Below are 16623 nucleotides of genomic sequence, written 5' to 3'. Positions count from 1 at the left end.
CAAGCAACTCCTGAAAACTAACGTTTCGCTACCCAAACAACTCTTTAGTGAATTGCAATTTGATGGTTGTCTGAAAATTGGAGATGGTCTTGAAAATCTCTTTCAGCGTGACCTGCTCAATCTTTGTCAAGCTCCGAATGTCAATAAAGTTGTCCGGCTCGGCCTTGTCCTGAATAATCTGCACTGCCTGCTTTTTAAGCCTCAGGCTCATCAGGTAGTAATAGGAATGCATCAGCTCCTGCACCTCCGTATCGGTAAACGCGCCAACAGCCTTTAACTCTTTCAGGCGCTCGCCGGTGTTTGTTTTGAATATCCTTTTCTGCAGCGCATACACCCGTACGAGGTCCACAAGAGGTGTCATCGTTTTCTTGATGTTAAACACCTCGTGCCCACCCACAGTAAAGGTTTTGATGTTTTTGAAAAAGGTTAACGGCGGCTCGTACTGCAGGGCATTTCGGGCCATGTGGTACAGAAACCTGTCGAGCGGCTCCTGCAGTTGCTGGTCCAGGAAGTCACGCAATTCATCCATGATCGCGGCTTCGCCATAGATGTAGCGACAGTCAAAGAAGGTGGCGAATTTCATCACTGTTTCCGGGTCTGGCTCTTTCATCCAGCTGGTGTAGTTGCGCTTCCAGTGCGAGAGCGAGTGCGTCCACTTGGAGTTTTTCGCCATGAAGCCGCCTTTGCAGAAACTGAAGCCGATGGCATCCAGCCGCTCAGAAACCAACTCGGCGAAATGCAGGAAATACTCCCGTACCAGCTCCCGCTGCTCGTTGGCCTTGTCTTCGTAAATGATGGCGTTGTCCTGGTCTGTGTTGAGTGTTTGCTCTTTGCGCCCCTCGCTGCCCAGCACCATGAACACGAACTTTGCCGGCGGCGTACCCACCTCCGCTATCACACCTTCAATCACCTTTAGGGCAATGGTATCCGATACCGTGGTGATCACCTGGTTTACGATTTCAGGCTTCACACCCCGGTTCAGGAGTTGGTATACGATCTCGGGCACCTTACCCCACTTCCGCTTCAGCTCCTCCACCGACTGGGTCAGCTTTACCGACTGAATAAACAGGAACGGCGACTGCGCCTGCTCGCTCAGTAGTTTGTTACGACTGATAAAGCCGAGGTAGCTTCCTTCTTCCGCTCCTTCTATCAGCAGGTACTGGCTCTTGGTGCGGAACATGAGCAGAATGGCCTCATAGGCATAGGCCTGGGTGCTGATGGAAACAAGCGGGTTGGCCATCACCAGCGACACCGGCTCCTGCACGCTTACCTGCCTGGCCACCACATCGCGCAAGGTGATATCAGTAATGTAGCCGACGATGCGCTGCTGGTTATCCTGCACAAAAAGGCAGCTGATCTTCTTGCGTGCCATCAGTTGGGCAGCCTCATAAAGTGGTGTGTCGCTGGGGCAGGTAACCAGGTCGCGGTACACAAACGACTCTATTTTGCGGGAGTACAGCTGGTCGGAGGCAATATAGTTCTCTTCGAAAGCGGTGGGGCGTTTTACAAAATGGGCATAGGCATCGTTGAGCATGCGCGTGCCAAATTCAGCTGTGAAGAAATGAAAGAACTCCTCATACGCCTGGCAAAGCTGCTTAAAGTCCTGCCGCGACAGAAAGAATACCAGCGTGCCCTTTTTGGCAATCACCGACCGCAACGACCTTTTCCTGTTCAGCAGCACCGACAGGCCGCCATAGCAGTAACCCCGGCCGTGTAGGTCTATCACGCGCTTGTTCTGTTCGCTATCGTAGAAAAATGCTTCGTATTCTCCTTCCACAATAATATCCACCCCCTTCATCTTTGTAACTTCCTGGTGATAGATGGCCGTGTCTTTAGTATACCGCACCTCCTGCAGCAAGCCTACCACACCAGCCAGCACCTCCTCCGGTAGCACATCGAAGGGCCTAACCGTCTTCAGAAATTCGATTTTGTCATTCATAACCAAAAGATCAGTAAACAAACAAGTATAACTAGTACGAAAAGGGATACAAGGATGCGCGTTGATATAAAAGCCTTTTCTAGTTTTGGACTTTCTGTTTTTAAAATGGATTCTTCCGAAATATCCCCCAACTCCTGCAACCTGAAAAAGCAGGCGGCTGTCGCTCTGGCATCCCAATAGGCATTGTGCTGCAACTCCAGCGGCTGCTGAAACAAGTGCTGGTACAACTCGCCCAGGCGCAGGAAATTCTTGCGGGGCGGCAGCAGAAATCCTGCGGTCACATCCATAGTGCAAAATGTGGTAAGCTGCGGCAGTGGGTTTGGCAGGTTAGCCCGGTGAAAGCCCACTCCCAGTATGTGATAATCCAGCTGCATAAAGTGGCCTACCACCAGCGGCTTATACTTCTCCAGGTCGTGGGCCAGCAGCGAAAGCACAGTTTTTCTGTCTTTGCCATTTTCCTGCAAGAACTCCTTTGTAATACCATGTATGCGGTAAGAATCCTCTGAAATTTCTATTTCCGGCTCATAGATATAGTGGTCTTCTGACTTTAGCTCTTTGCCTTCTTTGGTGTACAGCAGCCAGGCCACCTGCACCGAGTAGGGCCAGCTATGGACATCACTATAGGGCGCTTTCCAATCACGTGGAATGCCTGTGGTCTCTGTGTCTATAAAAATAATGTAGTCCCACATGGCCTTCACGCCCGCTGCTGATTAGTGAAAAGTATAAACGCTGCTTTATGCCTCGCTTGCACGCCTGGCTGTTCCTGCTTTGGAGTTGGCATCTATTAAAACACCATCACAAAACCGCCATTAGGCTTCAGCTCTATTTTTTGTGTTCTGCTGTTCCCCAGGTCAACCGCCGCATTTCTGAAAGCTCCCTTTCCACTGTCATCTGTTATCAGTGTCCCCTGTTTGTCTCCCAGAAAGGAAAGGTCGATGTTGATGCTTTTCGCGGTATTTTCTCCGTTGATACCCGCCACATACCAGCGGTCGCCGGCCTTACGCGCGATAACGGCCAATTTACCCGGAAAACCGTCGACAAAACGGGTGTCATCCCAAACCGCAGGCACCTCCCGCAGAAAGTCCTTCACGTAAGAGGGCACGTGCTTCATGCCCTGATCAGTTTCGGCGTAATGCTGTATGCCCGACATAAACAGCACCGACAGTGCCAGTTCGTGGCCTACCGTTGTTCTTCGCTCGATATTCGGGATTATGTGCAGGCTTAGCGGCGTGAAATCCATCGGGTCGAACACATTGCGGGTAAAGGGCAGCATGGCTCCATGCGACGGCGCTTCATCGGCATTGCCTTGATCAAACGTAATGAACTCGTAGCCTTTGATCGCCTCTGACGTCATCAGATTCGGATACGTGCGCTGCAGGCCACGTGGCAACGTACTGCCATGGAAATTCACCAGCAGGTTGTTCGCAGCCGCATCTTTCAGTATGTCAGAATAGTATTGCATTACTGACTGCCCGTCACCACCAAAGAAATCCACTTTCACACCTTTGATGCCCATGTCGCTAATTCGTTTGAACTCCTTCATTCTGCTTTCGTGCATCAGCATTTGGTGGCGAGGCGTTTGGGGTGCATCGTTCCAGGTGCCGTTGGAGTTATACCACAGCAGCAAGCCTACATTTTTCGTTTTAGCATAATCTGCCAGCTCCTTGATTTTGTTGTAGCCGATCATGGTGTCCCAGGTAGCATCTATTAGCGTATACTCCCAGTTCATGTCGGCGGCATAGTCGATAAAGCGCTTTTGCACTTCAAACGTGGTGGAATCATCTTTGAGCAGCACCCAACTCCACGATGCCTGGCCCGGTTTGATGAAGTCCTGATCCATACTTACGGCTGGCGTTGCAAGGTCAGTGCCGAGTGTAGACTCGGTGAAGGTTTTGAGGCTTCCCACCGCCAGAATGCGCCACGGCGTGTACCACGGCAGCGCCGACTCCGGGTTCAGCACGCCACCCGGCATCTTCTCCGTTTCCTGCGGAAAATCTATCGTATACTCTCCCGCTGGCGACTCCTGGTGTAGACGCGTACCGCTGTACGTACCTTCCGGAGCTGATTCCGTGATCAGCACCCAATGGTTGCCTGTCTGGAAAAGCGCTGGATACACCCAGCCTGCCTCGAAAGGCGAAGGTGTGCCTACGGGGATGCCTTTCTTATAATGCTCCTCGTAAGAAGGGTTAGTTCTGGACCAGCCTGTTTTGGCGTCCGACATGGGCTGCAGCCACCCCTTTGCATCAGCTTTAAAGTTAAAGGAAGTCAACTCGTCGCTGATCTTCTTCACTTCTGACGAGTTGCCGGGGAAATAGTAGCGAAATGCCACCCCATCGTTCGACACCTGGAAAATAATGTCCATTTTTTCTCCGGCGGCATTTGCCAAGTGGTACGTGCGCCTGTTGGCATTGTAGGTATTTACTCTTCTCTTGGCGGTTAGTATTTCATACTTGTCCTGCACCGGTTCCACTTCCGACACAGAAGCCAGTTTCAGTCCCTGTGAAAAGTCTGCATCTTCCCGCATAATGCCCAACCTAGACTGCTCCAGTACCAGCGTATCGTTTTTACTAACCGTATAGAAAGCTATTTCACCGTCTGTTAAACCAAACTCCACGCTTAAGCTTTTGTCCGGGCTCGAGGTAACTAACTCGCTTTCGCCTATACTCCCGTCTTCGGTCCCGTTTTTAGTAGAAGAGCATCCCTGGATGAACAGCGCCAAGACGGTGAGGCACCACATCGCCAGGCTTCTCAAGTGTGAATTGTGAAAGGGTAATTTCATAGTTATGGTCTTAAGTTGATGATGTTTTAGAAGTATAGGCTTTATCTTTTACCTGAATTATACACTTTATTTGAACTGCTTTATACTTGCCACTTAAAGCAGCAGCAGGATAACTGGGTTGCAGCAAGTATAGCCCCAATTGTAAGTGTCATTTAAACACTTACAAGATACTTAAATTCGGAAACATTCCGAGTATCACCTCAAAGATTGCTTAAAATACTGCTTTGCTAGCAATAGGAAATGTTTACCTGCAAAGATGCCAGCCAAGTATAAACTGACTCCTCCTGTCATTAAAACAGAAAGCCTCCAAAACTTGCGCTTTGGAGGCTTCGAAAGTATGGCACTGCTACCTTGTTGGTGTTAGCCAGTGCTACCTATAAATCAAGCTCGCTTCTACTGCTCATTTCTGGTAGAGAACTTATAAACCGTCGTGGATTTATAGGTGTCTCCCGGCTCCAGGATTGTAGAAGGGAATTCCGGTTGGTTCGGTGAATCCGGGAAGTGCTGTGTTTCCAGGGCAAAGCCATAGTGCTTCTCATACTTGCTGCCGCCTGCACCGGTAATGGTGCCATCCAGGAAGTTTCCAGAGTAGAACTGTATTCCTGGTTCAGTGGTAAGCACCTCCATCACGCGTCCGCTGGTTGGCTCATACACCGTAGCTGCTTTCTTGAAACCGTCACCTGATTCTGAAAGGACATAGTTATGGTCGTAGCCGCCACCTTCTACCTGCTTTACACGTGCCCCGATGGCTTGGGGCGTGGTGAAGTCCATTACAGTGCCTTTCACGTTGCGCTGCTCGCCTGTCGGAATAAGCGCCTCATCTACTACTGTATACTTATCAGCATTCAAGGTAAGCACATGTCCCAGTGCGTCCTTTTCCTCGCCTGCTGCCAGGTTAAAGTAGCTGTGGTTTGTCAGGTTTACCGGCGTAGCCTTGTCGGTGGTGGCTTCGTAGTCTATTTTGATTTCGTTGTCATTTGTGAGGGTGTAGGTGACGGTACTGGTCAAGGTACCGGGGTATCCTTCTTCGCCGTCAGGGCTTACGTACTTAAAGCGAATGGCATTCTCACCTGATACCGGCTCTGCCTCCCAAACTACCTTGTCGTATCCTTTTACGCCGCCGTGCAGGTGGTTCTCACCATTATTAGTAGCCAGCTTGTACTCCTGGCCGTCAATCGTGAATTTGCCTTTTGCGATTCTGTTGCCGTAGCGCCCTACGATAGCGCCAAAGTATGGGCCGCTCTTGATGTACTCCGGGCTCTGGTAGCCTGCCAGACTATCGAAGCCAAGCACTACGTCGGCCATTTTCCCCTCTCTGTCAGGTGTGAGCACGGAAGTGATGGTGGCTCCATAATTGGTTATCTGCACCTGCATGCCTTGCTCATTGGTGAGCGTGTAAAGGGTAGTTTCTTCTCCTTCCTTTGTCTTGCCGAAAGGCTCCTGTTTAATCTCCATTTGATTTTTGTCTGTTGTAGCGGTTACTTCTGTGTTCTCCTCTGCCGTCTGTTGATCAGAGCAGCCAACTAGGCTGCCCGCACCTACACAGCTTGCCAACGTCAGTAGAAGGAGACGGTTTCTGAAATGCTTCTTGTTCATGTTTGGGTTCGTATAAAGTATAGTTTTTCTTTGTTACTCACTATAATCATCCTATTATAGGCTCTAGAAGTTTTGCCATACATAAGGTAGATAGAAATTAGCTCCCATACTTGAGCTAAATTGCTTTACATGTTTTTTAGTTATATCAAGCGTTCTTGAACAACTGGTGGCATAAAATTAAATCGCCGAGAAACTACTTCAGTTCCAGCATGACAACTGAAAATGGAGGCAGCTTCACCGTTAAGGTGTTGCCCTTCAGCTTCGCTCCTTTAAAGTTCTCTGGCTTTATTGTATTCGGCTTATCAAACGTGTTGTAATCCTGCAGCTTTTTAGATGTCAGCACACGTCCAGACAGGTTTTTATACTTGGTCCCGTCTATGTTGATGGTTATTTCCTGCGCTTGGTTGGGGTCGATGTTTGTAAGTGAGATGTGCGTCAGCCCGTTTTTGTCTTTGGAGGCTGACCCAGATACGGCTGGTAAATTCTCATTCCCTACTGTATAGGCCTCGCTTTTGATCGTTAACGGCAGCCAGTTTGCATCCTGGTGCACTTTATACATCTCCATCACGTGGTAGGTAGGTGTCAGGATCATTTTCTCCTCATCTGTAAGTATAACCGCCTGTAGCACGTTCACAGTCTGCGCCAGGTTTGCCATACGCACCCGATCGCTGTGGTTGTTAAAAATATTTAACGTAGTGCCAGCAATCATGGCATCGCGCATGGTATTTTGCTGGTACAGGAATCCAGGATTTGTGCCGGGCTCCACTTCATACCAGCCTCCCCACTCATCAACCACTAAAGCCACCTTTTTCTCCGGGTCATACTTGTCCATGATGGCGCCGTGCTTCTGGATCAGTTCATCCATTAACAAAGCCCTCTTCATGGTGCCAAAGTACTGTTGCTCTGAAAACGTAGTAGAAGGTCCTTTATTTTCCCAATCGGTAACAGCGTAATGATGCAGCGCATACCCTTCCATCAGGCTAAGCGGTATCTTTTTCATTAGCACCTCTGTCCAGTTATAGTCATCGGAGGCAGGTCCGGATGCAATCCGAACAATGCCCTTGTCCAAGTATCCTTTCCCTAAATACGTTGCATGCTGCTTGTATAAATCGGCATAATATTCGGGGGTCATGTTACCTCCACATCCCCAAGGCTCATTGCCCACTCCCCAGTACAAGACCTCCCAGGGCTCGCTCCTGCCATTCTTACGGCGCAGGTTAGACATTGGGCTTTTACCATCAAAGTTTACATACTGCACCCAGTCCATAAGCTCCTGCACCGAACCGCTGCCAACGTTTCCGGCCAGGTATGGCTTCGTGCCCAGCAACTCGCACATGTTCAGGAAGTCATGTGTGCCGAAGCTATTATCTTCCGTTACGCCACCCCACCAGGCATTCACAATGGTAGGGCGTTCTTCTTTTGCACCGATACCATGCATCCAGTGGTACGTGTCGGCAAAGCAGCCGCCTGGCCAGCGCAGGTTTGGTATATTAAGCCGCTTCAGTGCCTCCACCACATCATTGCGTACCCCATTCGTGTTGGGGATTTTGGTGTTACCCTCCCCCACATAAAAGCCGCCGTAAATAGAGCGGCCTAAATGCTCGGCAAAGTGCCCGTAAATGTGGCGGCTGATTACTCTGTCGGGTTTAGTTGGGACTTTGAGGTCGCCGGTGTTTTGTGCGTAGCCGGAGAGCGTGCAGGCTGCCAGCACTAAAGATGCTAATAGTTTTTTCATACTGGGTTTTATACTGTATAGAAAATTAGAAAGGTAGGGTATAGTTACAGTTCTACATAAGTGTATCATTAACGCTTATAAATATAAGCTACCTGTTCCAGAAAAAGAATTAATCTCTCATAACACTACTTACCTTGCGCTACTCAACTACATTATCTTACCTTACCTTTTAACTTCGAAATTCAAATCTGAACATGGATTATTATGTTGAAAAGCAGTTTAGAGCCTGCTAAAAATATATTTAGCAAGTAGAAGCAACATAAAAAGGGCTAAGGCAAAGTATTAACGAAGGATTGTGGAACATCGCCAGCATAATAACTTTAACTTTACTTGGTTGCTTGTGCTTTACTGGTGTCTGTGATGCCATCATTGATTTGGAAATAGTCGAAATCTACATAACCGCCAGGCATTTTGGTGGCGTAGTTAAATAGCCCAAAGCGATATCCCATAAAGTGAGGGAGGGTGTACACCATCTTCAGCTGTGTACCTATCTTCTTCCATTTTTTGCCATCCAGGCTATAGTAGAAAGTGGCCACATCCCTGCGTTCGTTAAAGTCTGCTTCTGCTTTCAGGTAAACTTTTTTCTGCTTGAGCGGCACACGCTCCGCTATAACCGGATCACCTGATTCAGCATTGACCATGACAACGGATTTAAACCCGTTCTCAAATTTAACCCCTACTAAACCATACTTCTGCTGCAGAAGGGCAAGACCGGCAAAGTCTCCCTCCTTCATATTCGACACATCAATAGCTGTTGCACCAGCACTTTCTGGGCCGATGGTACGCTGGGTTAGTGTATTCCTAGCCTGCAGAAAGCCTTTGTCAACCCGTCCGGTTTTCAGCCTAAGATGGCCTTTCCGCTCGGCAAGCGACCAAAGCTCAGCTACGGGGTTGTGGTTCCACTGCCACACTAAGGGCAGTGGGGAATCGCCTTTTTTGCGCGTGAATTCATCGGATGCCACAATAGCAGGTAGCAGTCCTCTGCTTTTAGGAAGACTCAACTCATCCGGCACTTTCCCATCCAAACCGATTACAGGCCAACCTGCCTCCCACTTTACCGGAACAAGGTATGGAATACGGCCTACCGCACCATAATCTTTAAATAAATAAGCATACCAGTCGCCATCCGGTGTATCAATCAATCCACCCTGCGCTACCCCTTTGTCTTGTAAAGCTACTTTGCTTTCATAGGGGCCTGTTATCTTATCAGCGCGGTGCACGATAACAGTGCGCATACCATCTTTGGGCCAGGCGATGTTGAATAAGTAATATTTCCCGTTCACCTTAAAGAGCTGTGACCCTTCGGCAGGAAGTATGATATCGGTACCAACAGGCGCCGTTGCGTTATCTATCAGCACCCTTTCCGTTCCTGGATTCACTCCAGAGAGATCCTCCTTTAGCTCTACCATCTGGATTTTACCAGCGCCCCAAATCATATATACTTTGCCGTCATCATCGAAAAATAACGTATGATCATGTAGGGAGGGCTCGAAGGATAACTCTTTCCAGGGGCCGTTTTCTATATCCTTTGTCGTAAAAATGTAGGTTTTGCCGGTAGTTTTGGAGAAAGTGCTTGCATAGTAGGTGCCGTTGTGAAAACGCAGGCTACTGGCCCAGGAACCTCTCCCGTAGTCATTCTTCCCATTTACAAGGTTCAAGGCATCCACATCTCCTAAGGTGTCATAGGCATAGCTTACGAGCTCCCAGTTCACAAGATCCCTGGATTTCATGATGGGCAATCCGGGGCTCATGTGCATGGTGGTGCTGCTCATGTAGTAGGTATCACCAACACGGATAATGGCTATGTCAGGTACATCCGCATGAATGATTGGGTTTTGTGCGCCTTGACTGTGTGAGGGCGAGGCAATAAAAAGACAAGTAAGAGTAAGAAAACCGAGCTGAAAAAGTTTTTTAATCATAAGTAGTATTTGTTCTCCTAAAATAAAACAACTGCAGAAAACTGTTATCCCCTTACTTCTAGACTAATTGTGAGTCATGAGTTTATTTCATATCAGGAGTGATGATCCTATAATTCCCACTCAGATGCATTACGCTAAACAAGTACAGCAAACCATCGAAATAAGGGTCGAAATATCCGTCTTCGTAAGGTTCCAGTTTAGCGTTCCAGACCTCGTCAACAAATTTCCAGCTTTTGGTTTGGGTTCCCATGATAGAAGCCGCACCGGCAGTAGATACCAAACCGAGCGAATGGCGTAATTTCTGGTAACCTCCGGCAGGCAGAATCCATTCGGGACGTGACCCATCGATGTTATATTGATCATTGTAAGTATCTATTCCCTGGCAATAAAGAAAGTTTTGAAAACGTTTGGCATACTCCTGTTGCCATTTAATATCCTTAGCATACCAACTATAATCCATGGCTATGTTCATAGGTACCCTCCAGGAGTCATATCTAAAAGCTTCTCCCATCTGCCCTCTGCTGTGTGGGGCACCACTAAACTCAGAATAATCTGGTGTCAGCCCTGTTTCGGGGTGAGTGGCCCGATGCAGAAATACCCTTGCAGTATCAGCCAGATCTCTGTAAAAAGCTTCTCTGCCATCCTTCGCATACTCGGCCCATACTTCATAAAAAGCTGGTAAATGGTAGGATGGATCGGTCCAGTCATAGCCACTTTCATCAGGCACAAAGTTAATCTGCTTGTGTTCTACATTGATCACGTTCTTAACTCCCATAGTGCCGTCTTTAGCCCACATCGCGTTTAGTATTCTTCTTGCTTCAGCGTAATAGTCTATACCCGTATCATTGCCCCATCGGTTTGATGCAAACAGCAGGTCCGTCACAAAATACAGCTCACCGTCCGAGGCCGATCCTTCTGAATTAGGTTTTCCTGTTTTAGGATCTACACTCCATGCAAAATAGGCGTCACGTGGCCCTCCCTGGTGTTGCATGTATGCTTTGGTCCAACGCCAAAGCCTATCAAATACTTCTTTTTTATCAAGCTGAACGGCCACCATCAGCCCGTAAGAAAGTCCTTCGGTGCGTGCATCCTTATTCTTTAAGTCTGATACATAGGCCATCGAATCGCCTACTTCAAAATATACTCTGTCTGGTCCTTCGAAAGTATCATAATATGCTTTTGCCAGCTTTGCATCGATGTCGGCTTGTGAATAACCCGCCTCCAGAAATACATTTCGGTACTTACCCGTTTCCCAAGCTCCAGCTTCCCATGGCTTCATTTTAGCGCGTGTATCCTTTACATCATTTTCACAAGGTTTAACAGAAGCACATCCCGTAATCAGGAACATCCCGATCAACACAAAGAGCGAAACGCTTGAATTAATATTTTTATTCACCTGAACTAGCCTCCTATCATTTATAGTGTGAGATAAACTATCATTTTGCAGACACTCATCAAATTCTGTGTCATCACCTATTGAGCGGTTTTTAATAGCACAAGGCCCAACATCAATACGACTTAATTCTACTTCTGCTCTTTAAACTCCACCCAATCAACCTCTACCTTCTGGCCTCCCTGTAATACCAGCACCAAATCTTGGAGTCCTTCTGGAGCTTTAACAACTGGCGCTGTATAGGTACTCCACTCTTTGCCTTTGCTTATTTCAACAGTAGAAAGTATAGGCCCGTCTTTGCCTCCTAGCCGCAATTGGGCTGTACCCCCTTCTGGCGCTACAGCCCGAAACGTTACAGACTTAGCTTTTCCCTTACCAAAATCAACTGCATTAAATCTTACCCAGGCGTTGGGCTTATCCAGTACTACTTTCCAGCCTTTAAATGTGTCGCGGGTATCTAGAAAAGCTATTGATGCTCCCACGTGTTCACTAATCTGGCTATACCTATCTAATTGGATTTTATCTGAAGCCTGCGTTACCCCTACTCCTCTAAGTGTGGGTGTTACTTTTCTGATTGCGCCATCCTGCTCAAAGAATAGGCTGTCTATTCGTACTGATCTGTTTTTGTCGAAATTCGGGGACAGGTCATTGTGGTGATAAAATAAATACCACTGGTTTTTGAAAGACAGGATAGACTGGTGATTGGTCCAGCAACCGGTGGGTGACTCATCCATAATGACACCGTTGAACGTGAATGGCCCCAGTGGATTATTTCCCACGGCATATTCCAGCCTTTCGGTCTTATTCTCGACATGAGGGTAAGTCATGTAGTAGATTCCATTTCGCTCAAAAACGAATGGCCCTTCTTTTAGCCCTTTGTCTGGCAAATCCTTTAATACCTTTGGCTCTGAGGCTAGTTCCAGCATGTTGTCTTTTAACTTGGCTCCGTAGATATGGCCTTGCGACCAATAAAGGTAAGCTTGCCCGTCCTTATCAATTAGCACATTTGGGTCGATCCCTTTTACGTTGGCAATGGGTTTGGCTTGAGGTTTGAAAGGACCTTCGGGCTGGTCGGCCACCGCTACGCCTATAGAAAATCCTTGCCCGTTATAGGTTGTGTCCTGCGCTTTCGTTGGGAAGTAAAAATAATATTTCCCATTTCTTTCCACACAGTCAGGGGCCCACATACTGTAACCTTCCGGATCAGCCCAAGGCACACTTTTCTGATTCACGATCTCCCCATGATCCGTCCACTCCTTTAGATCAGCAGAAGAGAACACGTGGTAATCTTCCATAACAAACCAGTCAGGCTTCCCCTTCCCCTGGTTAGGCAGGATATCGTGCGAAGGATACACATAAACCCTATCCTTGAAAACCCTTGCCGTCGGATCAGCTGTAAATTGATTCTGGATAATTGGGTTCTGTGCCAGCGCATTACCCAGTGTGAGGAACAGCGGAATCACCACCAAGAGCAGCAAACGGTTATAGTTTTTCATAGGGCATCATGTTATGTTGATTTTAAGGAGTACTAGGCAATCGTAGGTGAACCTATGCGTCATCCTGAAAGAATCTTGTTGATATAGCCTCCCCTTCTCAAGCAAGTCTTACAAGCTTAACATCCGGAGCTAGGCACCCTCTGTTTCTACCACGCTTCTCACAGAATGTGGTGTATAGTTAGTTTAAATTGAAATAACAGATGGGCAGAAAAGTACAGACTTGCCACACTTTTCTGCCCATCTGTTATTACTGTTGAGCCAGCTGAATGATTGATTTAACTACAGGCTTCGGTTTGTTTTTTCGGTCAAAAAGCAGAGGATAGTCTGTCCTGCCCCGAACCGGCCAACCGTTGCGCCAGGAGCTTCCATCATTTACTCCCCAAAGAGTTACTCTTGTAATCTTATCCTGATGCTTTAGAAAGAGCTTAAAGAACTGTAAATAGCGTTCGTTAAAGGCTTTGCTCACGGAGTCAGGCAACCCATTGGCATAGGGATTCATCTTTTGCTGATACTCAAAATTGGCAGACACATCGGCTCCGACATTCTGCCCTGGAGATGGCAGTACAGTAAGATCAAGTTCAGTGATCATGACCTTAACTCCTAAGTCTGAAAAAGCCACTATACTTTTCTCAAACTCTTCGATACTAGGGTGGTTCAAACCTATATGCCCTTGCATGCCAATTCCATCTATCCGCACACCCTGCTTCTGAAGCTTTTCAACCATCGCCACCACACCTGCTCTTTTCCCAGGGTTGGCCATGGAGTAGTCGTTGTAGTATAGTTCAGCCTCCGGATCAGCCTCTTGGGCAAACTGAAAGGCCAGTTTGATAAAATCTTCTCCGATGATTTCGTAAAACTTACTTTTCCGCCAAGACCCATCATCCAGTATTGCCTCATTTACGACATCCCAAGTATGCACACGCCCTTTGTACCTGCCTACCACAGCCGCAATATGGTTCTTCATGCGCTGGATCAATACTTCACGAGACACATCATGGCCTTTGTTATCTGTAAAAAACCACTGCGGGGCCTGCGAATGCCAAATCAGCGTGTGCCCATTGATATGCATACCATTCTTTTCGCCGAACTCCACAAAACGATCTGGCAGGGCAAAACGAAACTCGCCCTCTCTGGGTTGGATCATGCCACTTTTCATGCAGTTCTCAGCCACGACGGCGTTAAAATGCGCTTTGACTACTTTGATAGCTTCAGCGTCATTTCCCATTATCTGCTCCGCATTCAAGGCCGTGCCTATGTAAAACTTTTTTTCAAAAGCATTTTTGAGTTTTAACTCAGCCGTTTCTTTTTTCTTTAACGTAAAGGCACCGCCAAAAACAAACGCACAAAGTATAGCTAGTATCGAACCGACTAAAAATCCTTTTTTTTTCATATTCTGAAACTTATTACACAACGGTGCAGATAAAAATGAAATAACTAGAACCTTTTACTGTGGGTGCGCATCGTTGGCAGAAGTGGCGTACAAGCCAAGCAATGTGCCTGTAAAACCTCCCGCCACATTGGTTGAGAGAATATCGCCTGAAACGGTACCTCCTAAATTCACAAAGTCGGTCCCATTGGTTGCGTAATTAAATTTGTAGTTGTCTCCGTCTGCCTCAACTTGTAGTCGTATAGGCTTCTTAAAGTCTATTTTGCTGCTGGCAATAATTTCAGATTGCCCCTTTTCTGTTCTTTGCAATACAATATAGAAGTCCTTCCCTTTTCTGGTAACACCAAAAACATAGTTGAATGCTTCACTCTGCAGCGCCACAATACCCGCCAAATCTTTCTCTGAGGCAGGCTTATACTCCAGAGTAGTTGTATAAGAAAAGTTGTTGTGCTGTTGCCGGTGAAAGAGCGTTGAAGTAGGTTTTAATTCTTTTATATTCACCGGAAACGGATTAATCTTAAGTCCTTTTTTTGTTGATGCAACAAAAGCTTCGCGGGGGCCTCTTAAACCAATCCATCTGTGATCCAGTTTATCTGAAGTAAAGCGGTCGGTGAAAGTAAAATTACCATTCGGGAAGTATCCTTCTTTACCGGTTTTGTTTGCTACCCCTTCAGGTGTTTTCAGCTTTGGCTCCATGGGTACAAGCCCGTTTACAAAAACTGGGAATTCTCCAGACCAATCAACAGGCAGAATAAATGTCTCACGCCCAATATTGACTCTGCCTTTTTCGTTCGGACGAATAGCCAGGAACACGCCATAGTGTTTGCCATCAGGCCCTTCCACTAAATCAGCATGCCCAGCCCAATCTACCTTGTTCTCCCTGTTTGGGTTTAAGTGTCTTTGAGATAGTATGGGATTGTTTGGAGCAGGTGTATAGGGCCCTTTAGCGTTGTCACTTACAAAGACAACTTCACTATGGTTACCGCCTGTACCGCCTTCGGCACACATTAAATAATAACGTCCGTTCTTTTTGTAAATATGGGGAGCCTCGATCCAGATAGGTTTTTTCTCAAGATCTACCCCACCATTCACGATGATCTTATCAGTTCCGGCGATTACTTGGTCTTTTTCAAGATCATACTCCCATACCTTGATCACGCGGTGCCCTTCATAAAGCTCTGTTCCTTTATCAGGTGCGTCGTTGTGCACCACATAAGCTTTCCCGTTGTCATCAAAGAAAAGAGAAGGATCTATTCCATCGAACTTTAGCTTAACAGGATCACTCCATCCTTGTAAGGGATCTTTCGTTTTTACAACGATATTCCCTAATCCTCCAGCAAATGCTGTCGTGATCATGTAGAACGTATCGTTATTCGGGTTGTATTCGATATCGGGTGCATAAACGCCAGCACTTATTCTTGTATCGTGCACGTCTAACTGCGAAACACGATCCAACACATGGCCAATCTGCGTCCAGTTTACTAAATCCTTAGAATGAAAAATAGGAACCCCAGGAAACATGGCAAACGAGGAGTGCACCATATAATAATCATCGCCTTTGCGGGTAATAGCCGGGTCGGGATAAGCGCCCTGCAAAATGGGGTTGTAAAACTCACCTTCCTTTAAAGGATTGTTTATGTATACCTGGTCTTTCCCTTCATATATAAAATTGGAAAATACGGGAGCATTCTTTGCCATCTTCACTTTTGACTGGCTTTTTCCCTCTGTTCCCATAAACGAAAGTAACGTCATCAAAGCGCACAGTAGAACAACTCGGCTGTTTCTTAATAGGGCAAATCCAAATTTCATTCTATTCATGTCAAATTTTAACTGTTGATTTTTGAGATAAGGTTTAATGTTATTTCGCACGTCTCTGCAATGCCGAATGCCCTTTATTAACTACTTCTTAGCCTTCTTGCTGAAAGAACCTCGCTTTCTGAAGACTCCCTATTACTTAGTATTAGCCCTCTAGTATCTGTAACAAACTTTTAAAAACAAGCCATAGATTAGTCATCCAGACTTTCAGCGTATTTTTTCCAGTTGCAGGCTTTTTGTGTACCGACTGCTTTTTCCTGATGTGGTTTGTTACAGCATCATTCCAACAGCCCTGATACTTCCAGTCTGGTATAGTATCTACTTCATGTATATTTATGATTTGCAGCGCTTCAAAGGCAAATAGCGATGGCAATTTTTCTGTAAATCAGAGGAGGCAAAAGGTAAGGGCTGTTTCAACTCTCTCTTGTTATATAGAGTAAATCACCTGCCCTGAAACACTGCCCAGAGATAGTTCAATAGTCCTACCCTTGGCGTCAGTCCCAAAGGCAAATACCTGATTTTGATGCAACAATCCCCTTTCTTATTTAAGTGTTAATATTACAA

General features: G+C 46.8%; 11 protein-coding genes. All 11 read right to left on the bottom strand.

Translation table 11 applies throughout. From position 1 onward, the window contains the following. Window positions 1–28: 28 nt before the first annotated feature. The 11 genes from ACFQ2O_RS02730 to ACFQ2O_RS02680 all read right to left on the bottom strand — a co-directional run bounded on the left by ACFQ2O_RS02730 (window position 29) and on the right by ACFQ2O_RS02680 (window position 16432). Window positions 29–1939, bottom strand: coding sequence for a DUF294 nucleotidyltransferase-like domain-containing protein (locus ACFQ2O_RS02730; protein ID WP_377522726.1), 1911 nt, complete (start codon window positions 1937–1939; stop codon window positions 29–31). After that, window positions 1936–2628 (bottom strand): 3'-5' exonuclease, encoded by a 693-nt coding sequence (locus ACFQ2O_RS02725; RefSeq protein ID WP_377522724.1) that lies wholly within the window; start codon window positions 2626–2628, stop codon window positions 1936–1938. Before ACFQ2O_RS02725 ends, ACFQ2O_RS02730 begins: the two co-directional genes overlap by 4 nt. A 95-nt stretch (window positions 2629–2723) precedes the next feature. Continuing rightward, entirely contained in the window at window positions 2724–4718 is a 1995-nt protein-coding gene (locus ACFQ2O_RS02720) for a glycoside hydrolase family 97 protein (protein WP_377522720.1), read from the bottom strand. Window positions 4719–5111: 393 nt separating this feature from the next. Further along, the gene (locus tag ACFQ2O_RS02715) at window positions 5112–6314 is read right to left on the bottom strand and encodes an aldose epimerase family protein (RefSeq protein WP_377522719.1); all 1203 of its coding nucleotides are present in this window, start codon (window positions 6312–6314) and stop codon (window positions 5112–5114) included. A gap of 193 nt (window positions 6315–6507) precedes the next feature. Then, the gene (locus tag ACFQ2O_RS02710; RefSeq protein WP_377522718.1) at window positions 6508–8049 is read right to left on the bottom strand and encodes an alpha-N-arabinofuranosidase; all 1542 of its coding nucleotides are present in this window, start codon (window positions 8047–8049) and stop codon (window positions 6508–6510) included. 326 nt (window positions 8050–8375) lie between these two features. Further along, a complete protein-coding gene (locus ACFQ2O_RS02705; RefSeq protein WP_377522717.1) occupies window positions 8376–9968 on the bottom strand; it encodes a glycoside hydrolase family 43 protein in 1593 nt (530 codons plus the stop codon). An 82-nt stretch (window positions 9969–10050) separates the two neighbouring features. Further along, complete coding sequence (locus ACFQ2O_RS02700) at window positions 10051–11364, bottom strand: glycosyl hydrolase family 8 (protein WP_377522714.1); 1314 nt, start codon at window positions 11362–11364, stop codon at window positions 10051–10053. Between the two features lie 128 nt (window positions 11365–11492). Further along, on the bottom strand, window positions 11493–12857 hold the full coding sequence (locus ACFQ2O_RS02695) for a family 43 glycosylhydrolase (protein ID WP_377522713.1): 1365 nt from the start codon (window positions 12855–12857) through the stop codon (window positions 11493–11495). A gap of 247 nt (window positions 12858–13104) precedes the next feature. Further along, on the bottom strand, window positions 13105–14247 hold the full coding sequence (locus ACFQ2O_RS02690; RefSeq protein WP_377522711.1) for an endo-1,4-beta-xylanase: 1143 nt from the start codon (window positions 14245–14247) through the stop codon (window positions 13105–13107). 54 nt (window positions 14248–14301) lie between these two features. Next, window positions 14302–15996, bottom strand: coding sequence for a glycoside hydrolase family 43 protein (locus ACFQ2O_RS02685; RefSeq protein WP_377522710.1), 1695 nt, complete (start codon window positions 15994–15996; stop codon window positions 14302–14304). Between the two features lie 208 nt (window positions 15997–16204). Further along, complete coding sequence (locus tag ACFQ2O_RS02680) at window positions 16205–16432, bottom strand: hypothetical protein (protein ID WP_377522709.1); 228 nt, start codon at window positions 16430–16432, stop codon at window positions 16205–16207. Window positions 16433–16623: the final 191 nt, after the last annotated feature.

Source organism: Pontibacter rugosus (assembly GCF_042678745.1).
In the GTDB taxonomy this organism is placed as follows: domain Bacteria; phylum Bacteroidota; class Bacteroidia; order Cytophagales; family Hymenobacteraceae; genus Pontibacter; species Pontibacter rugosus.
This window is presented reverse-complemented; position numbering and strand designations above follow the sequence as displayed.